Annotated in this window: 19 protein-coding genes and 1 tRNA gene; 12 read left to right on the plus strand and 8 right to left on the minus strand. The window is 41.6% G+C overall.

All coding sequences use genetic code 11. The annotated features are described in order from the left end of the window. Positions 1-126 precede the first annotated feature (126 nt). Positions 127-684, plus strand: coding sequence for a KGK domain-containing protein (locus tag F7734_RS47580; RefSeq protein ID WP_243147466.1), 558 nt, complete (start codon positions 127-129; stop codon positions 682-684). Positions 685-872: 188 nt separating this feature from the next. Here F7734_RS47580 and F7734_RS47585 read toward each other — a convergent pair whose 3' ends face one another. Further along, positions 873-3,572 carry a DUF3536 domain-containing protein gene (locus F7734_RS47585; RefSeq protein WP_155751330.1) on the minus strand — a complete coding sequence of 900 codons (2,700 nt, stop codon included), beginning with the start codon at positions 3,570-3,572 and terminating at the stop codon, positions 873-875. A gap of 538 nt (positions 3,573-4,110) precedes the next feature. On the opposite strand from F7734_RS47585, the gene cax reads away from it, so the two are divergent. The 7 genes from cax (at position 4,111) to F7734_RS47620 (ending at position 8,388) form a co-directional block, all read left to right on the plus strand. Next, positions 4,111-5,187 carry a calcium/proton exchanger gene (gene cax, locus F7734_RS47590; RefSeq protein WP_155751331.1) on the plus strand — a complete coding sequence of 359 codons (1,077 nt, stop codon included), beginning with the start codon at positions 4,111-4,113 and terminating at the stop codon, positions 5,185-5,187. A gap of 233 nt (positions 5,188-5,420) precedes the next feature. Next, positions 5,421-5,744 carry a peptidoglycan-binding domain-containing protein gene (locus F7734_RS47595; protein ID WP_155751332.1) on the plus strand — a complete coding sequence of 108 codons (324 nt, stop codon included), beginning with the start codon at positions 5,421-5,423 and terminating at the stop codon, positions 5,742-5,744. A gap of 144 nt (positions 5,745-5,888) precedes the next feature. Next, entirely contained in the window at positions 5,889-6,140 is a 252-nt protein-coding gene (locus F7734_RS47600; protein ID WP_155751333.1) for a peptidoglycan-binding domain-containing protein, read from the plus strand. 222 nt (positions 6,141-6,362) lie between these two features. Beyond that, positions 6,363-6,692 (plus strand): peptidoglycan-binding domain-containing protein, encoded by a 330-nt coding sequence (locus tag F7734_RS47605; RefSeq protein WP_155751334.1) that lies wholly within the window; start codon positions 6,363-6,365, stop codon positions 6,690-6,692. A 78-nt stretch (positions 6,693-6,770) separates the two neighbouring features. Next, positions 6,771-7,025: a peptidoglycan-binding domain-containing protein gene (locus F7734_RS47610; RefSeq protein WP_166482602.1), complete on the plus strand. Its 255-nt coding sequence runs from the start codon at positions 6,771-6,773 to the stop codon at positions 7,023-7,025. 285 nt (positions 7,026-7,310) lie between these two features. Further along, positions 7,311-7,532: a peptidoglycan-binding domain-containing protein gene (locus F7734_RS47615; protein ID WP_155751335.1), complete on the plus strand. Its 222-nt coding sequence runs from the start codon at positions 7,311-7,313 to the stop codon at positions 7,530-7,532. Positions 7,533-7,800: 268 nt separating this feature from the next. Continuing rightward, entirely contained in the window at positions 7,801-8,388 is a 588-nt protein-coding gene (locus tag F7734_RS47620; RefSeq protein WP_155751336.1) for a peptidoglycan-binding domain-containing protein, read from the plus strand. Positions 8,389-8,466: 78 nt separating this feature from the next. On the opposite strand, the gene F7734_RS47625 is transcribed toward F7734_RS47620, so the two are convergent. Both F7734_RS47625 and F7734_RS47630 read right to left on the minus strand, forming a co-directional pair. Continuing rightward, entirely contained in the window at positions 8,467-10,887 is a 2,421-nt protein-coding gene (locus F7734_RS47625; RefSeq protein WP_155751337.1) for a sucrose synthase, read from the minus strand. A gap of 819 nt (positions 10,888-11,706) precedes the next feature. Further along, positions 11,707-11,779 (minus strand) — tRNA-His (locus F7734_RS47630). Between the two features lie 112 nt (positions 11,780-11,891). Here F7734_RS47630 and F7734_RS47635 point away from each other — a divergent pair. From F7734_RS47635 to cobA, 4 genes are all read left to right on the plus strand, one after another. Next, positions 11,892-12,272: a DUF4359 domain-containing protein gene (locus F7734_RS47635; RefSeq protein WP_155751338.1), complete on the plus strand. Its 381-nt coding sequence runs from the start codon at positions 11,892-11,894 to the stop codon at positions 12,270-12,272. A 236-nt stretch (positions 12,273-12,508) separates the two neighbouring features. Further along, positions 12,509-13,189 (plus strand): manganese catalase family protein, encoded by a 681-nt coding sequence (locus tag F7734_RS47640; RefSeq protein ID WP_166482603.1) that lies wholly within the window; start codon positions 12,509-12,511, stop codon positions 13,187-13,189. Positions 13,190-13,310: 121 nt separating this feature from the next. After that, positions 13,311-14,066 carry a sirohydrochlorin chelatase gene (locus tag F7734_RS47645; RefSeq protein WP_155751339.1) on the plus strand — a complete coding sequence of 252 codons (756 nt, stop codon included), beginning with the start codon at positions 13,311-13,313 and terminating at the stop codon, positions 14,064-14,066. Then, entirely contained in the window at positions 14,063-14,848 is a 786-nt protein-coding gene (gene cobA, locus F7734_RS47650) for a uroporphyrinogen-III C-methyltransferase (protein ID WP_155751340.1), read from the plus strand. Before F7734_RS47645 ends, cobA begins: the two co-directional genes overlap by 4 nt. Before the next feature lie 67 nt (positions 14,849-14,915). On the opposite strand, the gene ylqF is transcribed toward cobA, so the two are convergent. The 5 genes from ylqF to F7734_RS47675 all read right to left on the minus strand — a co-directional run bounded on the left by ylqF (position 14,916) and on the right by F7734_RS47675 (position 19,249). Then, on the minus strand, positions 14,916-15,806 hold the full coding sequence (gene ylqF / locus F7734_RS47655) for a ribosome biogenesis GTPase YlqF (RefSeq protein WP_155751341.1): 891 nt from the start codon (positions 15,804-15,806) through the stop codon (positions 14,916-14,918). A 116-nt stretch (positions 15,807-15,922) separates the two neighbouring features. Further along, positions 15,923-16,237, minus strand: coding sequence for a hypothetical protein (locus F7734_RS64535; RefSeq protein ID WP_243147467.1), 315 nt, complete (start codon positions 16,235-16,237; stop codon positions 15,923-15,925). A gap of 172 nt (positions 16,238-16,409) precedes the next feature. Further along, complete coding sequence (locus F7734_RS47665; protein WP_155751342.1) at positions 16,410-16,709, minus strand: helix-turn-helix transcriptional regulator; 300 nt, start codon at positions 16,707-16,709, stop codon at positions 16,410-16,412. A gap of 164 nt (positions 16,710-16,873) precedes the next feature. Further along, the gene (locus F7734_RS47670) at positions 16,874-17,788 is read right to left on the minus strand and encodes a DUF1338 domain-containing protein (protein WP_155751343.1); all 915 of its coding nucleotides are present in this window, start codon (positions 17,786-17,788) and stop codon (positions 16,874-16,876) included. A 105-nt stretch (positions 17,789-17,893) separates the two neighbouring features. Further along, positions 17,894-19,249: an acetyl ornithine aminotransferase family protein gene (locus tag F7734_RS47675; protein ID WP_155751344.1), complete on the minus strand. Its 1,356-nt coding sequence runs from the start codon at positions 19,247-19,249 to the stop codon at positions 17,894-17,896. Between the last annotated feature and the right edge of the window lie 210 nt (positions 19,250-19,459).

Here is a 19,459-nt window from a genome sequence, read left to right on the forward strand (position 1 = left end):
GAATGATAATAATGTTTTATTATCTCTATCTGGATTTTTCAAATGTTTTAATGTTAAGTGATGATTAATTATCATCTTTGCATTTCAGCGATTTCATAATGTTCGCTCTTTTAACAGTGAGCGAAAATGTTACAAGTAAAAAAACAGGAGGGTCATCTCAGTATGCTAAACAACAAACTTAAACAATTGGAAGGAACAGAAGATATTATCCTATTAGAAAACAAAATATTTAATCCGGTTCAAATTGTTAATCACATAATTGAAAACTTTGAACCAAAAGGCAACGACCTAAATTTGTCTTGCAAGAATTCATTTATAAAAAAATACTTTAAGCAGAAAAATGTGCAGGGCATATTTAATCGTGTAGAGTGGAAGTTTGCACTCAAGCAAGGAGTCAAATGCGAACTTTTGATTCCAAATAATAATCGCAAGCAGAAAGGCAAGCTAGAAATCAAAGTCATCATAGATTTTTCTACCATGAAGAAAAAAGATTTTTCTATGCTTGATGATGACGATGCATATGATACCCTATCTATTGAAGACAAAAAAAGCTCGGAAAATTTAGAGATAAAAGTTTCATTGGACTTTTGTCCAGATGAACCTGAAGTTGAAGAAACCGTTACAAACAATCAACCAAATGCAGTGGTTAATAATGTTTATTGGATGGTGAATGATTATAAGTAGCCACCAAGAACAGGGGGATAAGGGAGACAAGGGACATAAGGGAGATAAGGACGTTCGGTTAATGAATGCTAAAATAATTCGTTCGTAGTTGCGCTTTAGCGTGCTGAAGCGCAGCTACAAACTTAATGTCAGTAGTTATCCTAACATGATGTCACTCACGACCTATGCCCAATGCCCTCTCCCGATCGCTAGTTACTGCTTGTTAACCAATAGTTAACATCAACTAACAACTTTTGCCCTAATTTCAATAACTGACGGCTATAAGTTAAATTTTCTTGATTTGCCGTTTTAATAGCTATCTGCGGCACAATATGATTGTGCAAACGGCTGAAATACAGTTCCTGGGATCGGTCAAGACAAATACCAAGATTAAGCTGGTATCCCGTGTCTATCAATCGTTCCAAGCATTGGATATCTGCATCTGAGGTTCCACTAGGATCGTGTAGTAGCTGCCAGAGCGAATGGAGTATTATTTGCTCTAACATCTGCTTGCCTTCAGGAATATTCAACCGACAATGCAGGTGTTTGGCTTCTGTGGCAATTGCTTCTAACTCTAAAATATGATTCCAAGTGGATTTTGGTTCGGATATGTCTTGCTCTAATGCACGCAATGTCATCATACACCGATACCCCAAGGATATCTCTGCTGCTACCTGTAACTCCTGCGGTGCGGGAATTCCATCGCGATGGAATGCCATTAAGACACCGTAATTATCCCTGTATGTTTGTGTGTAGAGCTGATCCAATCGTGTCAGGGTCTCCTGACTTAATAAGTGCATGAGTCGATGGCGTTCTTCGGCGAATAGATTCTGCAAGTTGAATGCTTCTTCACCAAACAATTGCACCATCGCCAAAATTGTATGTGCTGCACTGGCTTGTTGCAGTGCGCCAAACAGTTTTTCCTTTAACTGGCTGTAACCACGGCGTCCTTGAAAAGGTTGAATACAACAATGGAAATCCCACCCCCCAAGGTGAAGAACTGCAAACACTAGATGTTCGCTTTCCCAGGTGATTTCTGAAACCAGGTTCAAATTCCCCACTGCCAAAGTGAGCGATCCCATTCTTTGGAGTTGGTAGTCTAGTTCATTGACTGTGTAGCAATAAGCTCTCTTTTGGAAAGCGCTAGCTGTTGAAGTTCGATCGTTGTTTGTAGGTAGCCTGTCGCTTAAGGTTGAACGTTGTCCGTTGAATAACGAAGTAATAGCATGGTGGGCTGCAACTTGTCTAAAGCTGATTTGGGCTGTTAGCACAAGTTGACGGTAAACTTCCGCACCATGTTTGAAGAATTCAACATTACTGATTGCTGTAGCAAGACGTTTGATGAAACCTTTTTCTAATTGTACGCCTGCTACATCTCCTGCCAGTTCTAGCGCACGGGAAGCATAACGAAGAATCTGCGTTCCTTCCGGGCGCGAGATTTCTTCAAAGAACCATCCACAACTGGTGAACATCAGCAAAGCATGACGCTGCATTTCTAACAAGCGTAAGGCGTCCACTTGTTCGGCTGCTGTCAGCTTGTGGTTTTGATGGCGGGCTAGGAAACGAGTGACATTTTCGGGAGTGCGATCGCGAATCACCTCTATGTATTCATCTCTTGCATACCAGGGATCGCGGAACAAGAGTCTGCCATATTCCTCATACACCTGGATTAGGCGATCGCGCAACCAATCTAAAGCATCTCTTAAAGGACGACGCCATTTTTGATGCCACGCTCCACCACCACCGCAACCGCAGTCATCTTGCCATCTATCCACACCGTGAGCACAACTCCACGCTGTGACAGGCTTGAGTTCTACTTCCCAAGTAGGACAATTTAGACTGAGGTAGTGGGCAAAGTTTGTGACAGTCCAACCTCTGTGAGTGAATTCTTGTGTAAATGCGTAGGCTAGTGTTTTCTCCGTACCGCCTTTGTGGTGTCCAAAAGTTTCCCCATCTGTAGCAACAGAAATTAATTGTGCCGGACGGTGATCCCCGCGTACTGCCGAACCGATTCGTCCTGCCAAATGGCTTGAATTATACAGAACATCACTAAATCCCATATCTCGCGAGATCGGGCCGTCATAGAAGAAGATATCTATGTATGGTTCGTCATTGGTCAAAAGTCCTTTGTCATTTGTCTTTTGTTTTTCAGAGGAATGACTGTCCTTCAAAAAACACCGATATGGACGTGTGGGATCGATTTGACTACCGCCTACTTCATGCCATTCTGGGTTGGGGTTATCTTTTGTTGGCATGAGACGACAGCGCTGTGCTTGCGATGGGGCAAGTATAACAAAGCGAATCCCTTCATCAATTAAGGCTTTCAGGGTTGCGTAGTCTACAGCTGTTTCTGCCAACCACACGCCTTCGGGATCGCGCCCAAAGCGAGAGCGGAAGTCTTCTTTGCCCCAGCGAATTTGGGTGTATTTGTCCCGTTCGTTAGCGAGGGGCATGATGATGTGGTTGTATACTTGCGCGATCGCATTGCCATGCCCGTTCAACCTTTCGCAACTCTTGCGATCTGCTTCCAAGATGCGTTGATAAACCTCCACATCATGGCGTTCCAACCATGACATCAAGGTTGGTCCGATATTAAAGCTCAGATACTCATAGTTGTTAACGATCCCCACCAATTCGCCTCTATCATTTAACACTCTGGCAAAGGCATTGGGACGATAGCACTCGGAGTGGATACGCTCGTTCCAATCATGAAAAGGCGCTGCACCAGGTTGACGCTCAATTGCGTCTAAATAAGGGTTTTCCCGTGGTGGTTGGTAAAAATGCCCATGAACAGTTACGTAAACGCCCGTAGCTTGTCTCAGGGGATCAAGCATTTGGGTGCTTTTCATAGTTTCATTTGGCGTCAAATTTGTACCAGTACTAGCTGGCAATTCAGCTGCTGAGGTCATGGAGTTATGATTCCAAATAGGATAGATAAATTTGCAATTGCGTCCAGGAGTAAAATTTCTATAAACCTTTATGGCATTAGCATTGCAATAACAGTGGGGAAAAGAGAGCAACTATGATATGTAAACTAACTCCGCTCTTTGCGGCCTAAGTGTGGGAGAAATTTACACGCTGAAAGCAGCCTTCCAATTAAGTAACCATTGATAAAAGTGGGGTTAGCAGGTTTCATCGTTGGTGGTGCTAAAAACTTAATTGTCTTTTAATATATTAACCCGCATCTTTGTTGTAAAATTCTGCACTTCATCGAAACTTTTGCAACGAAAGATTGCGAATACGACTTATATTGCAATCTTATTTTACAAATAAAGCTCCTTAAAGGAAACAGTAAAATTTCGGAACCGTTGTGGTGGAAGGTTGGGAGTATCCTAAATAAGAAGTTGAGGGCACTGGAGATGTGCCATAGCGTATACACATAAAGTGCGATTTTTCACTCTTAACCCTTAACTCCGTTTCTGTTAACTTTTTCAACCCAAAATACACATGTCAGGTAAAAACATCATTTTTCTCGTTTTGTCTTTGTTTGTTCCGGTTTCCTTTGCAGCACATTACTTGGAGTGGGGAGATCTGATAGTTTTTGGAACCGCCTGCTTGGCAATTTTGCCTCTAGCTGCATGGATGGGAACAGCTACAGAAGAAATTGCTGTCGTAGTTGGTCCTACCTTAGGAGGATTGTTAAATGCCACTTTTGGTAATGCCACAGAACTCATTATTGCTCTAGTTGCCTTAAACGCCGGATTAGTGGATGTTGTCAAAGCTAGTATCACGGGATCGATTATTGGGAACTTACTGCTAGTGATGGGTCTTGCAATGTTTTTAGGCGGACTGCGTCACAAGGAACAGAAATTTCAGTCAGTTGTAGCAAGGGTAAATGCATCTTCGATGAATTTGGCAGTCATTGCTATTTTGCTGCCAACAGCCATGAGATTTGGTTCTCAGACAGTCAGCGAACAAACATTGCAACACCTTTCCCTAGCGGTTGCCATAGTCTTAATGATTGTCTATGCTTTAACATTATTGTTTTCCATGAAAACCCACGCTTATCTCTACGAGGTGGGTGTTGCAGAAACTGTGGAAGAAGAGCATCATAGCAAACCTAACGTTTGGTTGTGGGCAGGTGTGTTGCTAGTCTGTACTATTCTAGTCGCATTAGAATCAGAAATGCTAGTCGCATCACTAGAAGTAGCCACAGCCCAGTTAGGTTTAACCGGATTATTCACAGGGATCGTTCTTGTACCCATTGTTGGTAATGCTGCAGAACACGCGACCGCTGTCACAGTAGCTATGAAAGACAAGATGGATTTGTCTGTTTCGGTAGCAGTGGGATCGAGTATGCAGATAGCCCTGTTTGTGGCTCCTGTCTTAGTTTTAGCAGGTTGGGTATTAGGTCAACCAATGGATTTAAATTTTAATCCCTTTGAATTAGTGGCTGTAACTGTATCAGTGTTGATTGCGAATAGCATTAGTTCTGATGGAAAGTCAAACTGGCTTGAAGGCATACTGTTATTAGCTGCATATACCGTACTGGGATTTGCGTTTTACTACCTTCCGGTTGCGTAGACCTAAAGATAACGTTAAAAAAGCCACCACATCGGTATTCTTTTCGCTACAACTGTATTTGTTTGGTAGTGACCAACAGACCTAATACTCGCTAAGCGAAACAACGGGGGTACATTTGCTCCTCCCTAGAAGAATATTACCCTACATGGGTAATGTCAGAGTGAAGAGTGCAACACTACCTTAGATTGATAGAAAAGTAATTTTACACCTTAAATCATTCACGGAGGGTGAATATGACACAAGCTGCCGATTTCAATACAGTGCTTGAGGCTGCTGCTCGCTCCATAAGCTTGCCACTCGTGGTACAAGGTGACAATGGTGATGCTGTGAAATTGCTCCAACAACTTCTCAACGCTTTTAGAAGCAAGATTGGAGATGGAAACGCTGCACCGCTTCAAGAAGATGGAGATTTTGGTCGTAACACTTTCGCTGCTGTTGTCAGATTTCAACAAGAATACAAAGCGATTGTTGGCGATCCCACTTTTCCTGTTGATGGAAAAGTCGGTCCTTTGACTTGGCGTGCTTTGGGTGATTTTGCCTATCGTCGGTGTCGGTAAACAGTGACCAGTGACCAGTGACCAGTGACCAGTGACCAATGAATTAATAGCTATGGTGCTGGCGATTTTAAAAGTACCTGGTGCTGGTTCGCTCCTAATGAATGAACATCATTGAAACAGAAACAAACACAGGAAGGTTAGATCATGGCTCAAAAGAGTTTGCCAACACTGCAAAATGGCTCCACTGGAGAAGCTGTAAGATTTCTACAACAACTTTTAATCGTTTTTGGCAAATTAGCTAACAGTGACTTTGATGCAATCTTTGGCAATAAAACAGAGACTGCTGTTAAAGAGTTTCAAAGCGAACAAAATTTGACAGTTGATGGAAAAGTCGGTCCCCAAACATGGGCTGCATTAGGTAACCAAACCAAGAATACCTGTGCACAGTTCCAGTAAGGGATTAGGGGTTAGGGGTTAGGGATTAGGGTTCAAGGGTCACCAGAAGAAGAATGTTTGCGCCCTACTGACCGCTAACCACTATACCGATGCAAGGCTCTGCGCCCCTACTAATTATTTTACGGGCGTAAAGCGTTGCACTCCTACTAAATCATTGTACGGGCGCAAGGCTTTGCGCCCCTACTAACCACTAACCATTAACACTAAGCGTAAAGGTAAACTATGACACAAGCTGCGGATTTTAATGCCTCGGTTGAAGCGAGTGCTGCTATCGGTCTGCCACAAGTAGTACAAAATGACACTGGCGACGCCGTGAAATATTTACAACAACTGTTAAATGCTTACAGAAGCAAGATCGGGAATGGAAACGTTATACCAGTACTGAAAGTAGACGGAAATTTTGGTAGCAACACTTTCTCAGCTGTTGTTCAATTCCAAAAAGAGTATACAGCAGTAAATACCAACGGGATAAAATTGGCTGCTGATGGAAAAGTTGGTCCCTTAACTTGGCGGGCTTTGGGTGATTTTGGTTTTCTCAAGTGTCGCCCCTAATTCAGTTAACCGCTCGTAGTTAACAATGAAGAAGAGGCAAATCAACGTCAACTTTTAAAAAATTTAGGAAGGTAGATCGTGGCTGAGCAAAAATTGCCCCAATTAAAAAAAGGTACTAATGGTGATGCTGTAAGATTGCTACAGCAACAATTGATTACTTTTGGATACTTAAACAGTAGTAGTTTTGATTCAAAGTTTGGTTCAGTTACGGAAGCAGCTGTACAACAGTTCCAACGCGATCGGAACTTAAAAGATGATGGGCTCGTTGGTTCCATTACTTGGCTAGCGTTGGCAAACTGGGCAAATCATTTTTGTCAACAAGTAGCTCCATAATAAAATAGGGACGCAAAACCTTGCGCCCCTACTAACCACTAACCGTTAACCGTTAACATTTTTTGTTGTGCTACTCCCTTCGGTGCTATAAGACTACCGAACTTCTTATCCTCTTACTCCCTTGCTCTTGGCGTCTTTGCGGTTCATTTATATAGGTAATCTTTGGGCGGGAAGGGAGTAATCCTCTAAAAAATAGTTAAAATTAAAAAATCAAATTAGTTTTTCAATTAAAGTGAACGTGGAAGAGTTGAAGAACAATTTGAGGAACAATCCGAAGCACAATTTATGTCAGCACGAGCGTCAGGTTTACCAACTCTAAGGTTTGGCTCCTCCGGTCATTCTGTTAGAGTTTTACAACGACTTTTAGTTTCCAATGGCTACTTCGTGAGAATTGATGGAAATTTTGGTGCTCTCACAGAATCTGCTGTGATGGCTTTTCAAAGTGGACGAGGTCTCAGGCCTGATGGCGTGGTTGGTTCCAGAACTTGGGCGGAATTAACAGCTTAGTGAGCGCTTATTTGCCAATTATAAATCAGATTGGTTTCGTGAAATGCGATCGGCTATCAAACACGCAAATTTACTTTGGGTAAGGAGTCAAAGAAAAATGGCTCCTTACTCCTATTGTGTATTTATACGCATAGCTAACAGCTAAGGCTCTTTTACGGAATCTTTGGAAAAAATTATTACATTTTTTATTTTGTAATTACTGTTTATTCCGGAACAACAGCTATAGTATGTGTCAAATAAAGCATGGGCCTAGCGTAAATGTGACACAATGACAGATATTGCCCTGCTGATGACGGGCGTATTGCAAACAGGACAATTTTCTTTGCTGAGTTTAGCAAATCAGCTATTTCTTCAGTTAGAGAGCAGCGTGGAAGAGTCAAATCAAGACCAGCTATCTCCGATAGTTTCACCCGCTCAAGTTACACCACCTGAATTTATGCAATACGATGAGACAACACAAGTCTCCCCATTAAAACAAACTACAGAAAATGAAAATATAGTGAATCAAGCTCAGACGGCTTCTTTTGTGGAGTCGTTAGTAGCGTCAGAAAACAACCTTACGGTCAATTCTCGTCGTTACAGGCGAAGATTCACTGGTAAACGAGGTGGTTACCAAGTGGTGACTTCTATATCTTACGACTATACTAATCAAGCCTTGCCAACTTTAAGTTTTGGCAATAAGGGTATTGCTGTTAGAGCTTTACAAAGACTGTTATCGTACAATGGCTACGCTGTTCAAGTTGATGGATTTTTTGGTGCGCTAACAGAAGCGGCTGTTAAATCTTTTCAAAACCAGCGCAGTATATCAGTAGATGGCATTGTTGGACAAACAACTTGGTTAGAATTAACAGAATGAATTATGAATTATGAATTATGAATTATGAATTATGAATTATAAAATTTTTCAGAATTCACAATTCATAATTCATAATTTCTATCGGTACTTATGTTGCTCTAATAGTTGTTGCGCTCTTGGTTTGTAAATTAAATAAAACAAAGCTTCTATATAACGCAACAAATCCTCTCGATTTTCTTTGGAAATAAAGTTCCAAAAGCCATAAATTCTGGCTAAGGATAACAGCTTAGAGGTATGAATTTTCCATGTATAGGTGCTGTAAACTCTTTCAATTCCTTTTTGTGAAATTTGAATCCAATAATTGGGTTTCTGGTCACAAAGCTTGACAAATTCCAAAATCTTATTACCTGTTTCTTCTAGATTTGTTGGGTTGATGTAAAATCCATTGACCTTATCTTGAATAATTTCTAATGGACCCCCAAATTGTGTTGCAAAAGTGGGTAATCCCGAAATCATCGATTCTAAAATTGTCAAACCAAAAGCTTCAAATAAAGCGGGTTGTACAAATATTCCCTGACGATCGCCAATCACTCGGTAAACTTCCCCTGAATCACTTTTGGTTAAGCGCACTCCCAACCAACGAATCTTTCCATGAAGATTGTACTCTTCTATAATCCGGTAAAGTTTGACAATCTCTTCGCGTTCTTCATTGTCGCCTGATTCTTCGACTCGCAATTTCCCTGCAATTAATATGAGATTGCAATGTTCTTGCAATTCTTTGTTTTGACCAAAGCATTGCGCTAAACCAGTCAAGTTCTTAATTCGGTCAAGACGCGCCATTGAGAAAAGCGGGCGTTTCTTGGGATCGTCTAAAGTCCCAAAAATTTCCTTTGGATCTTCCAGAGTAAACAGCATTTCTTCTAATCTGGCGCGATCGCTCTCAATTCTGTCTTCAGTACGCGTGTAGGGGAAATAGCAAGTTTCATTAACTCCTGGTGGTACGACGTTAAATTTGGGGCTAAACAGTTCAATCCCATTGACAACGTGATACAGTTCTGGCATCGTAAAACACTTGAGAGATTCGTATTGTCCCACACTATCTGCAGTTCCTACAATCTCTTGATAAGTGCTGCTGATAATAAAATTGGCAGCATTCATTGCCAACAGATCGGCAGTGAATTGCAATGAAAAATGGTACTTATCTTCTAAGTCTTGCCAGTAGAGGTTGCTAAACAAGTACTTAGATTTTTCTAGCGCGTGGGCGATATTACATTGCGTAACACCTAACCGACGGGATAGCAAAAATGCGATTAAATTACCGTCAGTATAATTACCTACAATAAGGTCGGGTCTGCCCTGAAACTCTGCCCGCAGTTCTTTTTCTGCATCAATAGCAAAGGTTTCCACATAGGGCCAAAACTCAAACCGTGAAATCCAGTTCTGAGTCATGTTGGGATTGAATTCCCGCAAAGGAACTCGCAGTATCCAGGCGTTTTCTGTGTCATAGACTTTTTCTAGCCTTTGGTTGCATAAGGTGCCATCACTATTGGGAATCAAGCGAGTAAGAATGATAACCTTAGGCTTAACATTCAATCCGCCCAAACCAGCCAACATGGCATCTTCTTGCAGTTGCTTCTCTAAATTCTTCGCTTGATCCAGAACGTAAACCACTTGACCCCCAGTGTCGGGGCGTCCCAAAACTCCCTCTTGTCCAAACCAACCATGGGCGGACACGAGCACGATTCTAAAAATCATTGGGATGCGAGAAATGAAGGCTTCTAGAGTTTGGGGGTCAGGAGAATCCATAAGTTCATCCAGAATGCCTAAAGTTTCCCGAACTCGCATGGCTGTGTTACCCCAACCCGGTTCAAAGCCCATTATTTGTAGGTCAAACCGGAATTCTTCATAGGGTTGTTCGTTGGGGCGATCGCTCACAAAAACCAACGCTTTCTTAACTTGGTCTGAAAGCTGCTGTTGTGACTTAATGCGTTCGTTAATTAGCAGTTGCACGCCATTGTATTGGTGGAGTCGCAAAAAATAAAACAAGGATTCCAGCCCTTGTTTGGCGTCCGCAAATAACTTACCAGATAGATATCGGTTGAGGAACTGTACCCCTTTGCCAATATTTTTTGGATCGCGGATGATGGGTGAGTAGTCATAAAAGGGCCCAAAATCCAACTCCAGCAAGTCTCCTTCATTGGGGTTGTATTTGTTGACCAAGCGATCGCGCAGATCCAACAGTTCCTGGACTGTCATTGGTTCAATATTTAAATTTGCTGTCAGTCGATAGACTTCTTGGCTAGCTATCTTGGGACGGATGATAAAACAGAGACTGGATTCCTCTTGAATAACTTCCTGAGTATAGTAGATTAACTTACCCAAGTGCGAGGCTCTGTAAAACTGTTCTGACTTTTCGTACTTCGAGCAATATTCGCCGTACAAACTCAGGATGTCGTTTCGCAGCAGATATTTTTTTTCTTGCTGGCGTAACTCGCTTATCAAAGAACGCAAATCATTTTTCTCTTCACTATCCAAGATGGCTTGAAGTAATTCTGACATGGCAATTCTTGAGATAATTGTATATTTCAGTTTAACCGTCGTAACTAATAGCTAATAGCTATGACATCATTGCAAATCTTTTTAGAAATTAACAATTAGTCATATAGAATTAGTATTAGCCCTCAACTAGTTTACATTTTTACGGTAATCTTATTGAGAAGTATTTTGCACTCTAACTAAAGACATAGACACTTTTTATTTCTTAATAAAAAATAGCAAGTATCAAGTTAATAATATGTTAATTGAGGGAAATGAAAGATCGGGGGTCTGAAATGTGGCACTTGCCCTGTGTGATTAACAGTTAGGATGCTCATACCATAAGGCTTGGCAAAGCTCCAAGCATCGCCACAAATTCTGGGAAATTTTTTATTTGGAAATCTTAAAAGTATTAAACGAACTTTTCAACTCTTCATTTTTCAAGTGATGAAACAAAAATTCATTGAATTAAATTATTGCGAAAATAAACTTACATAAATTAAAATCAAGTATCTTATTCTACAAAAAAAAATTCCTATTTAGTTATCTATAATTACAATCGTAGTTTTGAATAAGGTTTGAACTCATATGAGCCAACCATCACATCCTACCGTTCACGATCGCAGCATAGGCAACATAATGATAATTTCTCTTCTTGCCTTATGTGGTTTAACTTTCATATTTCTGCTAGGAATTTTTTAGGAGGGTTTGAGAATTAGCAATCTGATTAACTTATCTTTACATCGTACTCCAAAAACTTTGGCAATGGATATCTATTTGCCTTTCCAGACAGATAGTTAATCCATTGCCGTTTCTAGTTAGTAAGTTTTATGCTTTTTTCAGGGCGAACGATGGGACTCGAACCCACGAGTGGAGGAACCACAATCCTCTGCCTTAACCACTTGGCTACGCTCGCCATCATACTTAATATAGTAGCATAACTATATTAAACGATCTAATCCTTTTTTTCAAGGAACGGGTGCAGCTAATCTAAAGTCTGATCGCTAAAGCTACTAGCAATTAGGAAAATGAGAGTCTTATCCATTATTGTGTGTGTGGGAGTCTTGGGGCTAGCAACTATAGGGTTAGCAATGGCAAGGACAAACCCCAAGCAGGAACAGTATGAAGAGTACGCAGTGGAACAGCTATCGGAATATGTGAAAGGCAATTTATGCAAGAAGACTCCAAATATCTTCGAGAATATTATTAAGTTTAATTGCACAGAACTGGTAGAAGCAGCCAATCCACAAATACGAGAAATTATAGCGGTCAGAACAGAAAGACAAGATTTCTTGATTTTTAGCGTTTACCGCACTGACTTAACGCTCAACAATTGGGTACCTTCTTACAAATTTGAGACAGTGGGAGCGTTTGATAAATTTTATACATATCGTATGGAGAAGCAGTAACCAGTAACCAAATGACCAATGACACTTGACCAATGTCACTTGACCGATGACAAATAACCAAAGAGAGAACTGTTTTCAAACACAAGTCTTTCTACAGAAACAGGTTGAAATTGATTGGTCTCTTTATGATTCTTATTAGGTGCAAATAAATTCTTGCTTGAGGCGATAAACACATTGAGAGAAGTGTCTCCTTAAGTTAAGGCAATAAAGCAATAGAAAAATAAGGAGCGTGCATTGTGTTCTTGCATAAAAAAGAGACGATTCAACCTGTTCAAGTGAGTGAACCCAACCCACGTTTTGCTCAACTGCTTTTAGAACAATTTGGCGGTGCAACAGGCGAATTAACAGCTGCATTGCAATATTGGACGCAATCTTTCCACTGCGAGCATCCTGGGATTCGCGATATGTTGCAAGATATTGCGATCGAAGAGTTTAGCCATTTAGAAATGGTTGGCAGATTAATCGAAGCTCATACCAAAAATGTCGATCAAACCGAAGCTTACAAAAGTACGCTGTTTGCTATTCGGGGTGTAGGACCGCATTTGTTAGACAGTCAGGGACAAGCTTGGACAGCCGCCTATGTTAATGAAGGTGGTGATGTCGTCCGCGATTTACGAGCTAACATTGCTGCGGAAGCAGGTGCGCGTCAAACCTATGAAGAGTTGGTTAAATTAGCTCCTGAAGAAGGTACAAAACAAGCGCTGGTTCACCTTCTCACACGGGAAGTTTCTCACACCCAAATGTTTATGAAGGCGCTAGATTCTTTGGGTAAATTGACAGACCCGTTCTTTGGTAATATTCAACCAGATAGCACTGTGGATATTTACTACAATTTATCTACTAATGGTAAAGACGAACGCGGTCCTTGGAATACAGAGCCAACTTTCCGTTACATTGCCGATCCTCAAGTCAAATAATATATTATTGGTTAGTGGTTAGTAGATAGTTGTTAGTTGTTAGTTGTTTATGGTTCAACTACTAACCACTAACCACTGTCTACTAACCACTAACCACTATCTACCATCTACGATCTAACCAATGCCATCAGCATATCTGCTAGTGTCTCACGGAAGTCACGATCCACGTCCGAAAATTGCTATGCAGCACTTAGCGGGTCTGTTATACTATAAAATCCAAAAATATTTACCTAATATTGTCAGTAGCGATGTCGCAGTTTTACCAAATAAATCTTTGGTGGGTACAGCATATTTAGAACTCAATCCCGAACCTCTACACGAACAAATAAAAAAGTTTGGCAAAAATGCTGTTGCTTTAGGATGTCGCAGTTTAAAAATATTGCCGTTGTTTCTTCTACCTGGAGTTCACGTGATGGAGGATATTCCGGTTGAAGTTGCTTTGGCACAACAGTCCTTGGGTCAGGGAATTAAGATATATTTACAACCATATTTAGGCAGTCATCCTGGTTTGGAGTTTTTGTTGGCTAAGCAATTGGTTTCTATGGAGGTAGACGGGAAGATTCTTTTGGCGCATGGTAGCCGTCGTCTTGGTTCTGAGTTACCAGTGGAAGCAATGGCGTCGTCTTTGGGTGCTGTCAGTGCTTATTGGACACATGAGCCAAGTTTGGAATCGCGGGTAGAGGAGTCGATCGCTACAGGTTGTCGTCGCATTGCGATTTTGCCATATTTCTTATTCGCAGGTGGCATAACAGATGCGATCGCAGGAGCACAAGAGAAGCTAAAATTACTGTTTCCAGAGGTTAGTTTTCTATTGGCTGAGCCTTTGGGAGCAAGTGCGGATTTAGCTGATTTGATTTGGGATTTGGTAGAAAAATGAACCGCGAAGACACGAAGGGTGCGAAGGAAGAGGGGAAGAGGAGTTTGGGAAAAGTTTATTTGGTGGGTGGAGGACCGGGAGATCCTGGGTTGATGACTTTGAAGGGAAAGGGTTTGCTGGAGTGTGCGGATGTGGTTGTTTATGATGCTTTGATTAGTCCGGCAATTTTGGCAATGATTAATCCTCAAGCTGAGAAGATTGATGCTGGTAAGCGAAAGGGGCGTCATTCTCTTTTGCAGGAGGAAACGACGCAGTTGTTGATTGATAAGGCGCGGGATAATGCGATTGTCGTGAGGTTGAAAGGGGGCGATCCGTTTATATTTGGTCGCGGTGGCGAGGAGATGGAGGAATTGCTTCAGGCTGGTGTATCGGTTGAGGTTGTGCCCGGTATTACATCGGGCATTGCGGCTCCTGCTTATGCTGGTATTCCTTTAACCCATCGATTGTATAGTTCATCAGTGACTTTTGTTACCGGGCATGAGTCTGCTGGTAAGTATCGTCCTGCAGTCAATTGGAATGCGATCGCTCACGGTTCGGAAACTATTGTGATCTATATGGGCATTCACAATTTGCCTTATATTGTGGAACAGTTGAGAGCAGCTGGGTTAAGTTTGGAAACACCTATTGCTTTGGTGCGTTGGGGGACTCGACCAGATCGAGAAGAGTTAATTGGTGTATTGGGGACAATTGTGGAGCAAGTGGAAGCGACTCAGTTTGCAGCACCTGCTATTGTTGTTATTGGTCCGGTAGTGAATCTGTATGCAACCCTCGGTAATCACTGAAAAGTCATCGGTTACCGATAGTGTTGCACAACACGCTTCATAAAAAAAGTTTGTCCGTTCTCATCTTTTATGTTTCGTCACCCGGTGGCAACTCTAAAAGAATTTCACCAAGTAATCCTTTGCGAAAATCCGTTAATAACTGCCTTGCGGTTCGTTCTGCATCACCTTGATATCGATGTTCTGCTAAAGCTTGTAAATAAGCTTCTCCAGTAAAAGGCTCTGGGTTGAGGGTGTAACGAGTGTATAAGGGTTGTTTTGGTAATAGATGAGGTGCAGTAGCTTCCAAATATTTCAGTAAATCTACTAATGCTGCTGATACCAATTGAGTATCGTAAGAGGCATCGCCAATGTCATCACAAATAGCTAACTTTACAGCATTTTCTTGATTTTCCAACCTACTCGGAATCACACCAGGTGCATCTAACAATTCTATTTGATCGGAAATCCTCACCCATCGCAATTGACGAGTTACACCAGGGCGTGCAGCGCTTTCCACAACTCGTCGTCCTAGCAAACGGTTAATCAAGGCTGATTTGCCTACGTTGGGAAAACCAATCACCACAGCACGTACTGGGCGGGGTAACATGCCACGATTTTTCCGACGTTCATTAATTGCCACGCCAGCGGCTTGCGCCGCTTTTGACACTGCAGCAACTCCTTGGCCTTGCTGGGCATTTGTCAAGTAGGGAACTTCGCCTTGTTGCTTGAACCATTCTATCCACGTTTGCCGTGCTTGAGGCAAAAGCATATCTACGCGATTCAGTACCAACACCCGTGGTTTGCTTCCGATCCATTCATTGATTTGAGGATGGTGCGTTGCCAAAGGAATGCGGGCGTCACGGACTTCAAGAACCACATCTACAAGCTTGAGATGTTCTTTTAGTACTTTTTCCGCCTTGGCAATATGGCCTGGATACCATTGGATCAGGTTTAACTTGTAGTTTTGAGTCAGTGCCATTATAAATTATTCCCGAAATATGGTGTGGGGCGTCCTTAGCCGCAATTACACTTATAACGGACAGGATGCCCCCACCACAATAAAGAAATTTTGGGACATTTTTTATTTAAAAATCCCTACATTGGTTTCTGTTCTAACTGAGCGTATTTGTTGATGTTATTTGAATTATAGCTAAGTTGATTGGTAGGTGCTTTTTCAGTAGTCGTAACGACTCTGCCTAAAATCTTTTGTGGAGTATATAGCTGATGCAATCCCAGCAGAAGCAATAAAACTCCTATTTGTACAACTGATGGCACTAAAACAAATCCCATCAATAACAATATGGCTCCAGCAAACACAACTGCAATGCGATAAACCTCTTCAGTTATTCTAAGTCCGAACCCAACACTACTTATACCGATAATCAGTAAAGCAAAATAGCTGAATAGCATAGTCATTTCCTCCAATGTACCGTGAGTTAATAGCTGTACCAAACCTACACGGATTCGCAATAAGATAAAGGTAATTATCAATATGTAAATATCGAACTAATTCGATATAAACAGATAGAAGAGATTGCAGACAATGGGAGAAATACTGCTTCTAAGCAAAAGTCGTAAAAATTTACAATTCCTTCGCTACAACAGACGCAAATTTAGAAAATGCCTCTTCATTGCGTCGGTAGTAAGTACATTGTCCCTGACGGGTCGCTATTACTAGCCCCGTAGCCTCTAACATAGATAGATAGTGGGATACAGTGGACTGAGCCAACCCTGTTTTCTTTTGAATGCAACTAACACAGACTCCTACAGTATAAGGGTCTACATCTTGATCTGGGAAGTACTCATTCGGCTCTTTTAACCAATGCAGGATTTGGAGCCGAGTTTCATTTGAAAGAACTTTGAATATGTCTTTAGTATCCATACCTATTTACATTATATCGATCTTTCGCGATATGTCAAATTGTACTTCTAGTTAGTGGTTGGTGGTAGGTGGGACAACAACTATCCACTAACAACTAACAACTAACAACTAACAACTAACAACTAACAACTAACAACTAACAACTAACAACTAACAACTAACAACTAACCATTAACTACCTTTGTCATCTCAAACAACTGCTGGGCATTCTTTCCTAAAAAAGCATCAAAAAGTTCTTGCTTGCCCGGTTCCACTTCTACCAAGTAACGCTCAGCAAGTTCGTAATAGGCGTAAGTCCAAGGAATTTGAATTTCTGTATCTGTTGAATCATTAAGAACCGATACAATTTCAGTCACTGCTTGAGTTGCTGTTTGTCGTAATCCGCAGGTAGCATCACCTTCCATTTCCTCTTTCATGGGTACACCTAAGTTAGCTAAAGCACGGACAGTGGTATCAATATCCGGATAGGCTACAGTGTTTTGACGGTTAACGTAGGCCGTAAAATGGTTGACTGCATAACCATGTAGCAATACCCAAGCACCATACTGGGTCACTTTGTTAACGTTTTCTACTACAAATCGCTTTGGAGGTTGCCAAAGAGTAGAAAAGACTCTTGAGAGTTCTTTAACAAGACGCTCCGTATTATTACTAAATGTATCAAAAATTGCAGGAAAACTTAGTAAATTCACACCTGCCACAGTTTGACGGATGAGTTGTACGGTATTTTCTGGTAACTCATCCACAATTAATTCACTAATAAATAGTTTGGGTAAATCAAATTCCTCTTGTTGGGGATGGCGATAATGACGGGCATAAAGATAGGTTTCAGGAAAAGAGTATTCTCCAGCCACCTCGTAACCTAAAATTTGGACAAGTTGTTCTAAGTAATTAATCCCTAAGTTTACTCTACCCTGTGGACTATCTACACTCATGCGTAAAGATCTAAAAGCAATGTGGTCATTAGCAACAGTTCCACCCGCATTCTCGATCATTTGCGCGTAGGTACGGGCATAAGTAACCCTGTTGCTGTAGTCTTGCCAGAGTAAGTCCCAAAGATGATGGGCAATTTCGGGTTTCATAGAATTGAGGATGTATCTTCAACTCATGATAACCTCACACAAAGGCAGAAGTTCGAGAGCAGAAGGCGTACTTCAAGAAATTACTGTGTATAAATTTCTCTTAAGCTAAATTCCAGCTAACACTTCAGCAAGAATGTCAAGAGCAATTTCAATCTGGTTGCCATCGATTAATAAAGGTGGACAGAAGCGAATAGCTGCTTTACCACAGCCTAGTAACAATAGTCCTTTGAAGAAAGCTTGTTGAACAATGCGATCGCGCAACGGCGAATTATAATTCCCCTCATGGTCTAACAAATCCACTGCCACCATCAACCCTTTACCTCGTGGTGGGGAGACTTGCGGAAATTGTTGCGACAACCGATACAAACCAGCTTGCAAGAGTTCTCCCATGGCAATTGCATTTGCCATCAAACCGTTTTCTAGCAGTTTGAGCGTGACAATAGCAGCTGCACAAGCCACTGGATTGCCTCCAAAGGTTGTCGCATGAGAACCTGGTTGCCAAGTCATAATTTCAGGGCGCGAAAGAATAGCCCCTAAAGGAAGACCACTGGCAATACCTTTTGCGATGGTGATGATATCTGGCATGACACCCCAATGCTCGATCGCAAATAGACGACCGGTACGCCCCATCCCTGCTTGGACTTCATCAACAACCATCAAGATACCGTGGCGATCGCATATTTCCCTGATTCGCTGTAAAAACCCATCTTCTGGGACAATATAACCGCCTTCTCCCTGAATCGCTTCAACAACAATTGCTGCTACCTCTTTAGGAGGGAGCATGGTTGGGAATAGCTGTTTCTCCAAGTAATCCAAGCTAGCGTGAGTGCCATAAGGAATATGAGTTATACCAGGAACCAGAGGACCGAAATTTGCCCTTTGTACCGTTTTGGAACCAGTCAAGGACATTGCCCCATAAGTGCGTCCGTGAAATGCGCCTAAAAAGGCAATAATTAAAGAACGTCCCGTGTAGTATCTAGCGAGTTTGATTGCTCCTTCGTTAGATTCTGCTCCTGAATTTGTAAAAAACACTTTAGCAGGAAAAGATTTTCCAGTTCCCTCTCCAACAACAGGTGGAAAGGGCGCACGAGAAGCTAATTTTTCCGCGAGTTCCACCATAGGTTCGTAGTAAAAATCAGTCCCTGACATATGTAACAGGTTGGCTGCTTGCTCTTGAATAGCTCGGACAACTTCTGGATGGGAGTGCCCTGTTGCAGTGACGGCAATACCAGCTGTCATATCTAGAAATACGTTTCCATCGACATCTTCTACCATGCAACCCTCACCACGAGCCACCACTAACGGGTAGTCACGGGTATAGGAAGGGGAAGTGACAGAGCGATCGCGTTGTACAATATCTCTAGCTTTTGGTCCCGGTAACGAAGTGACTAAATGAGGTATACGAGGTAAGGGTATTTTGGATTTTAGATTTTGGATTTTGGATTCTGAAAGATGTAGCATAAAAAGATTAATATCTAAGTAAGTTTTAATATTCTTCGATTGAAATAGTTTTGTGTGTCTTTTATGATACAAATTATGCAGGAGTTTGTTAGGGCATAATTACTGAGCTAGTATTTGCTTTGTGTAAAGTATGCCACTATCTAACTTACCAACTTGTTCTTGCGATCGTCTTTTGAGATTAACACTCATTATTCTTGGTCACACATCATG

Source organism: Scytonema sp. UIC 10036 (assembly GCF_009725235.1).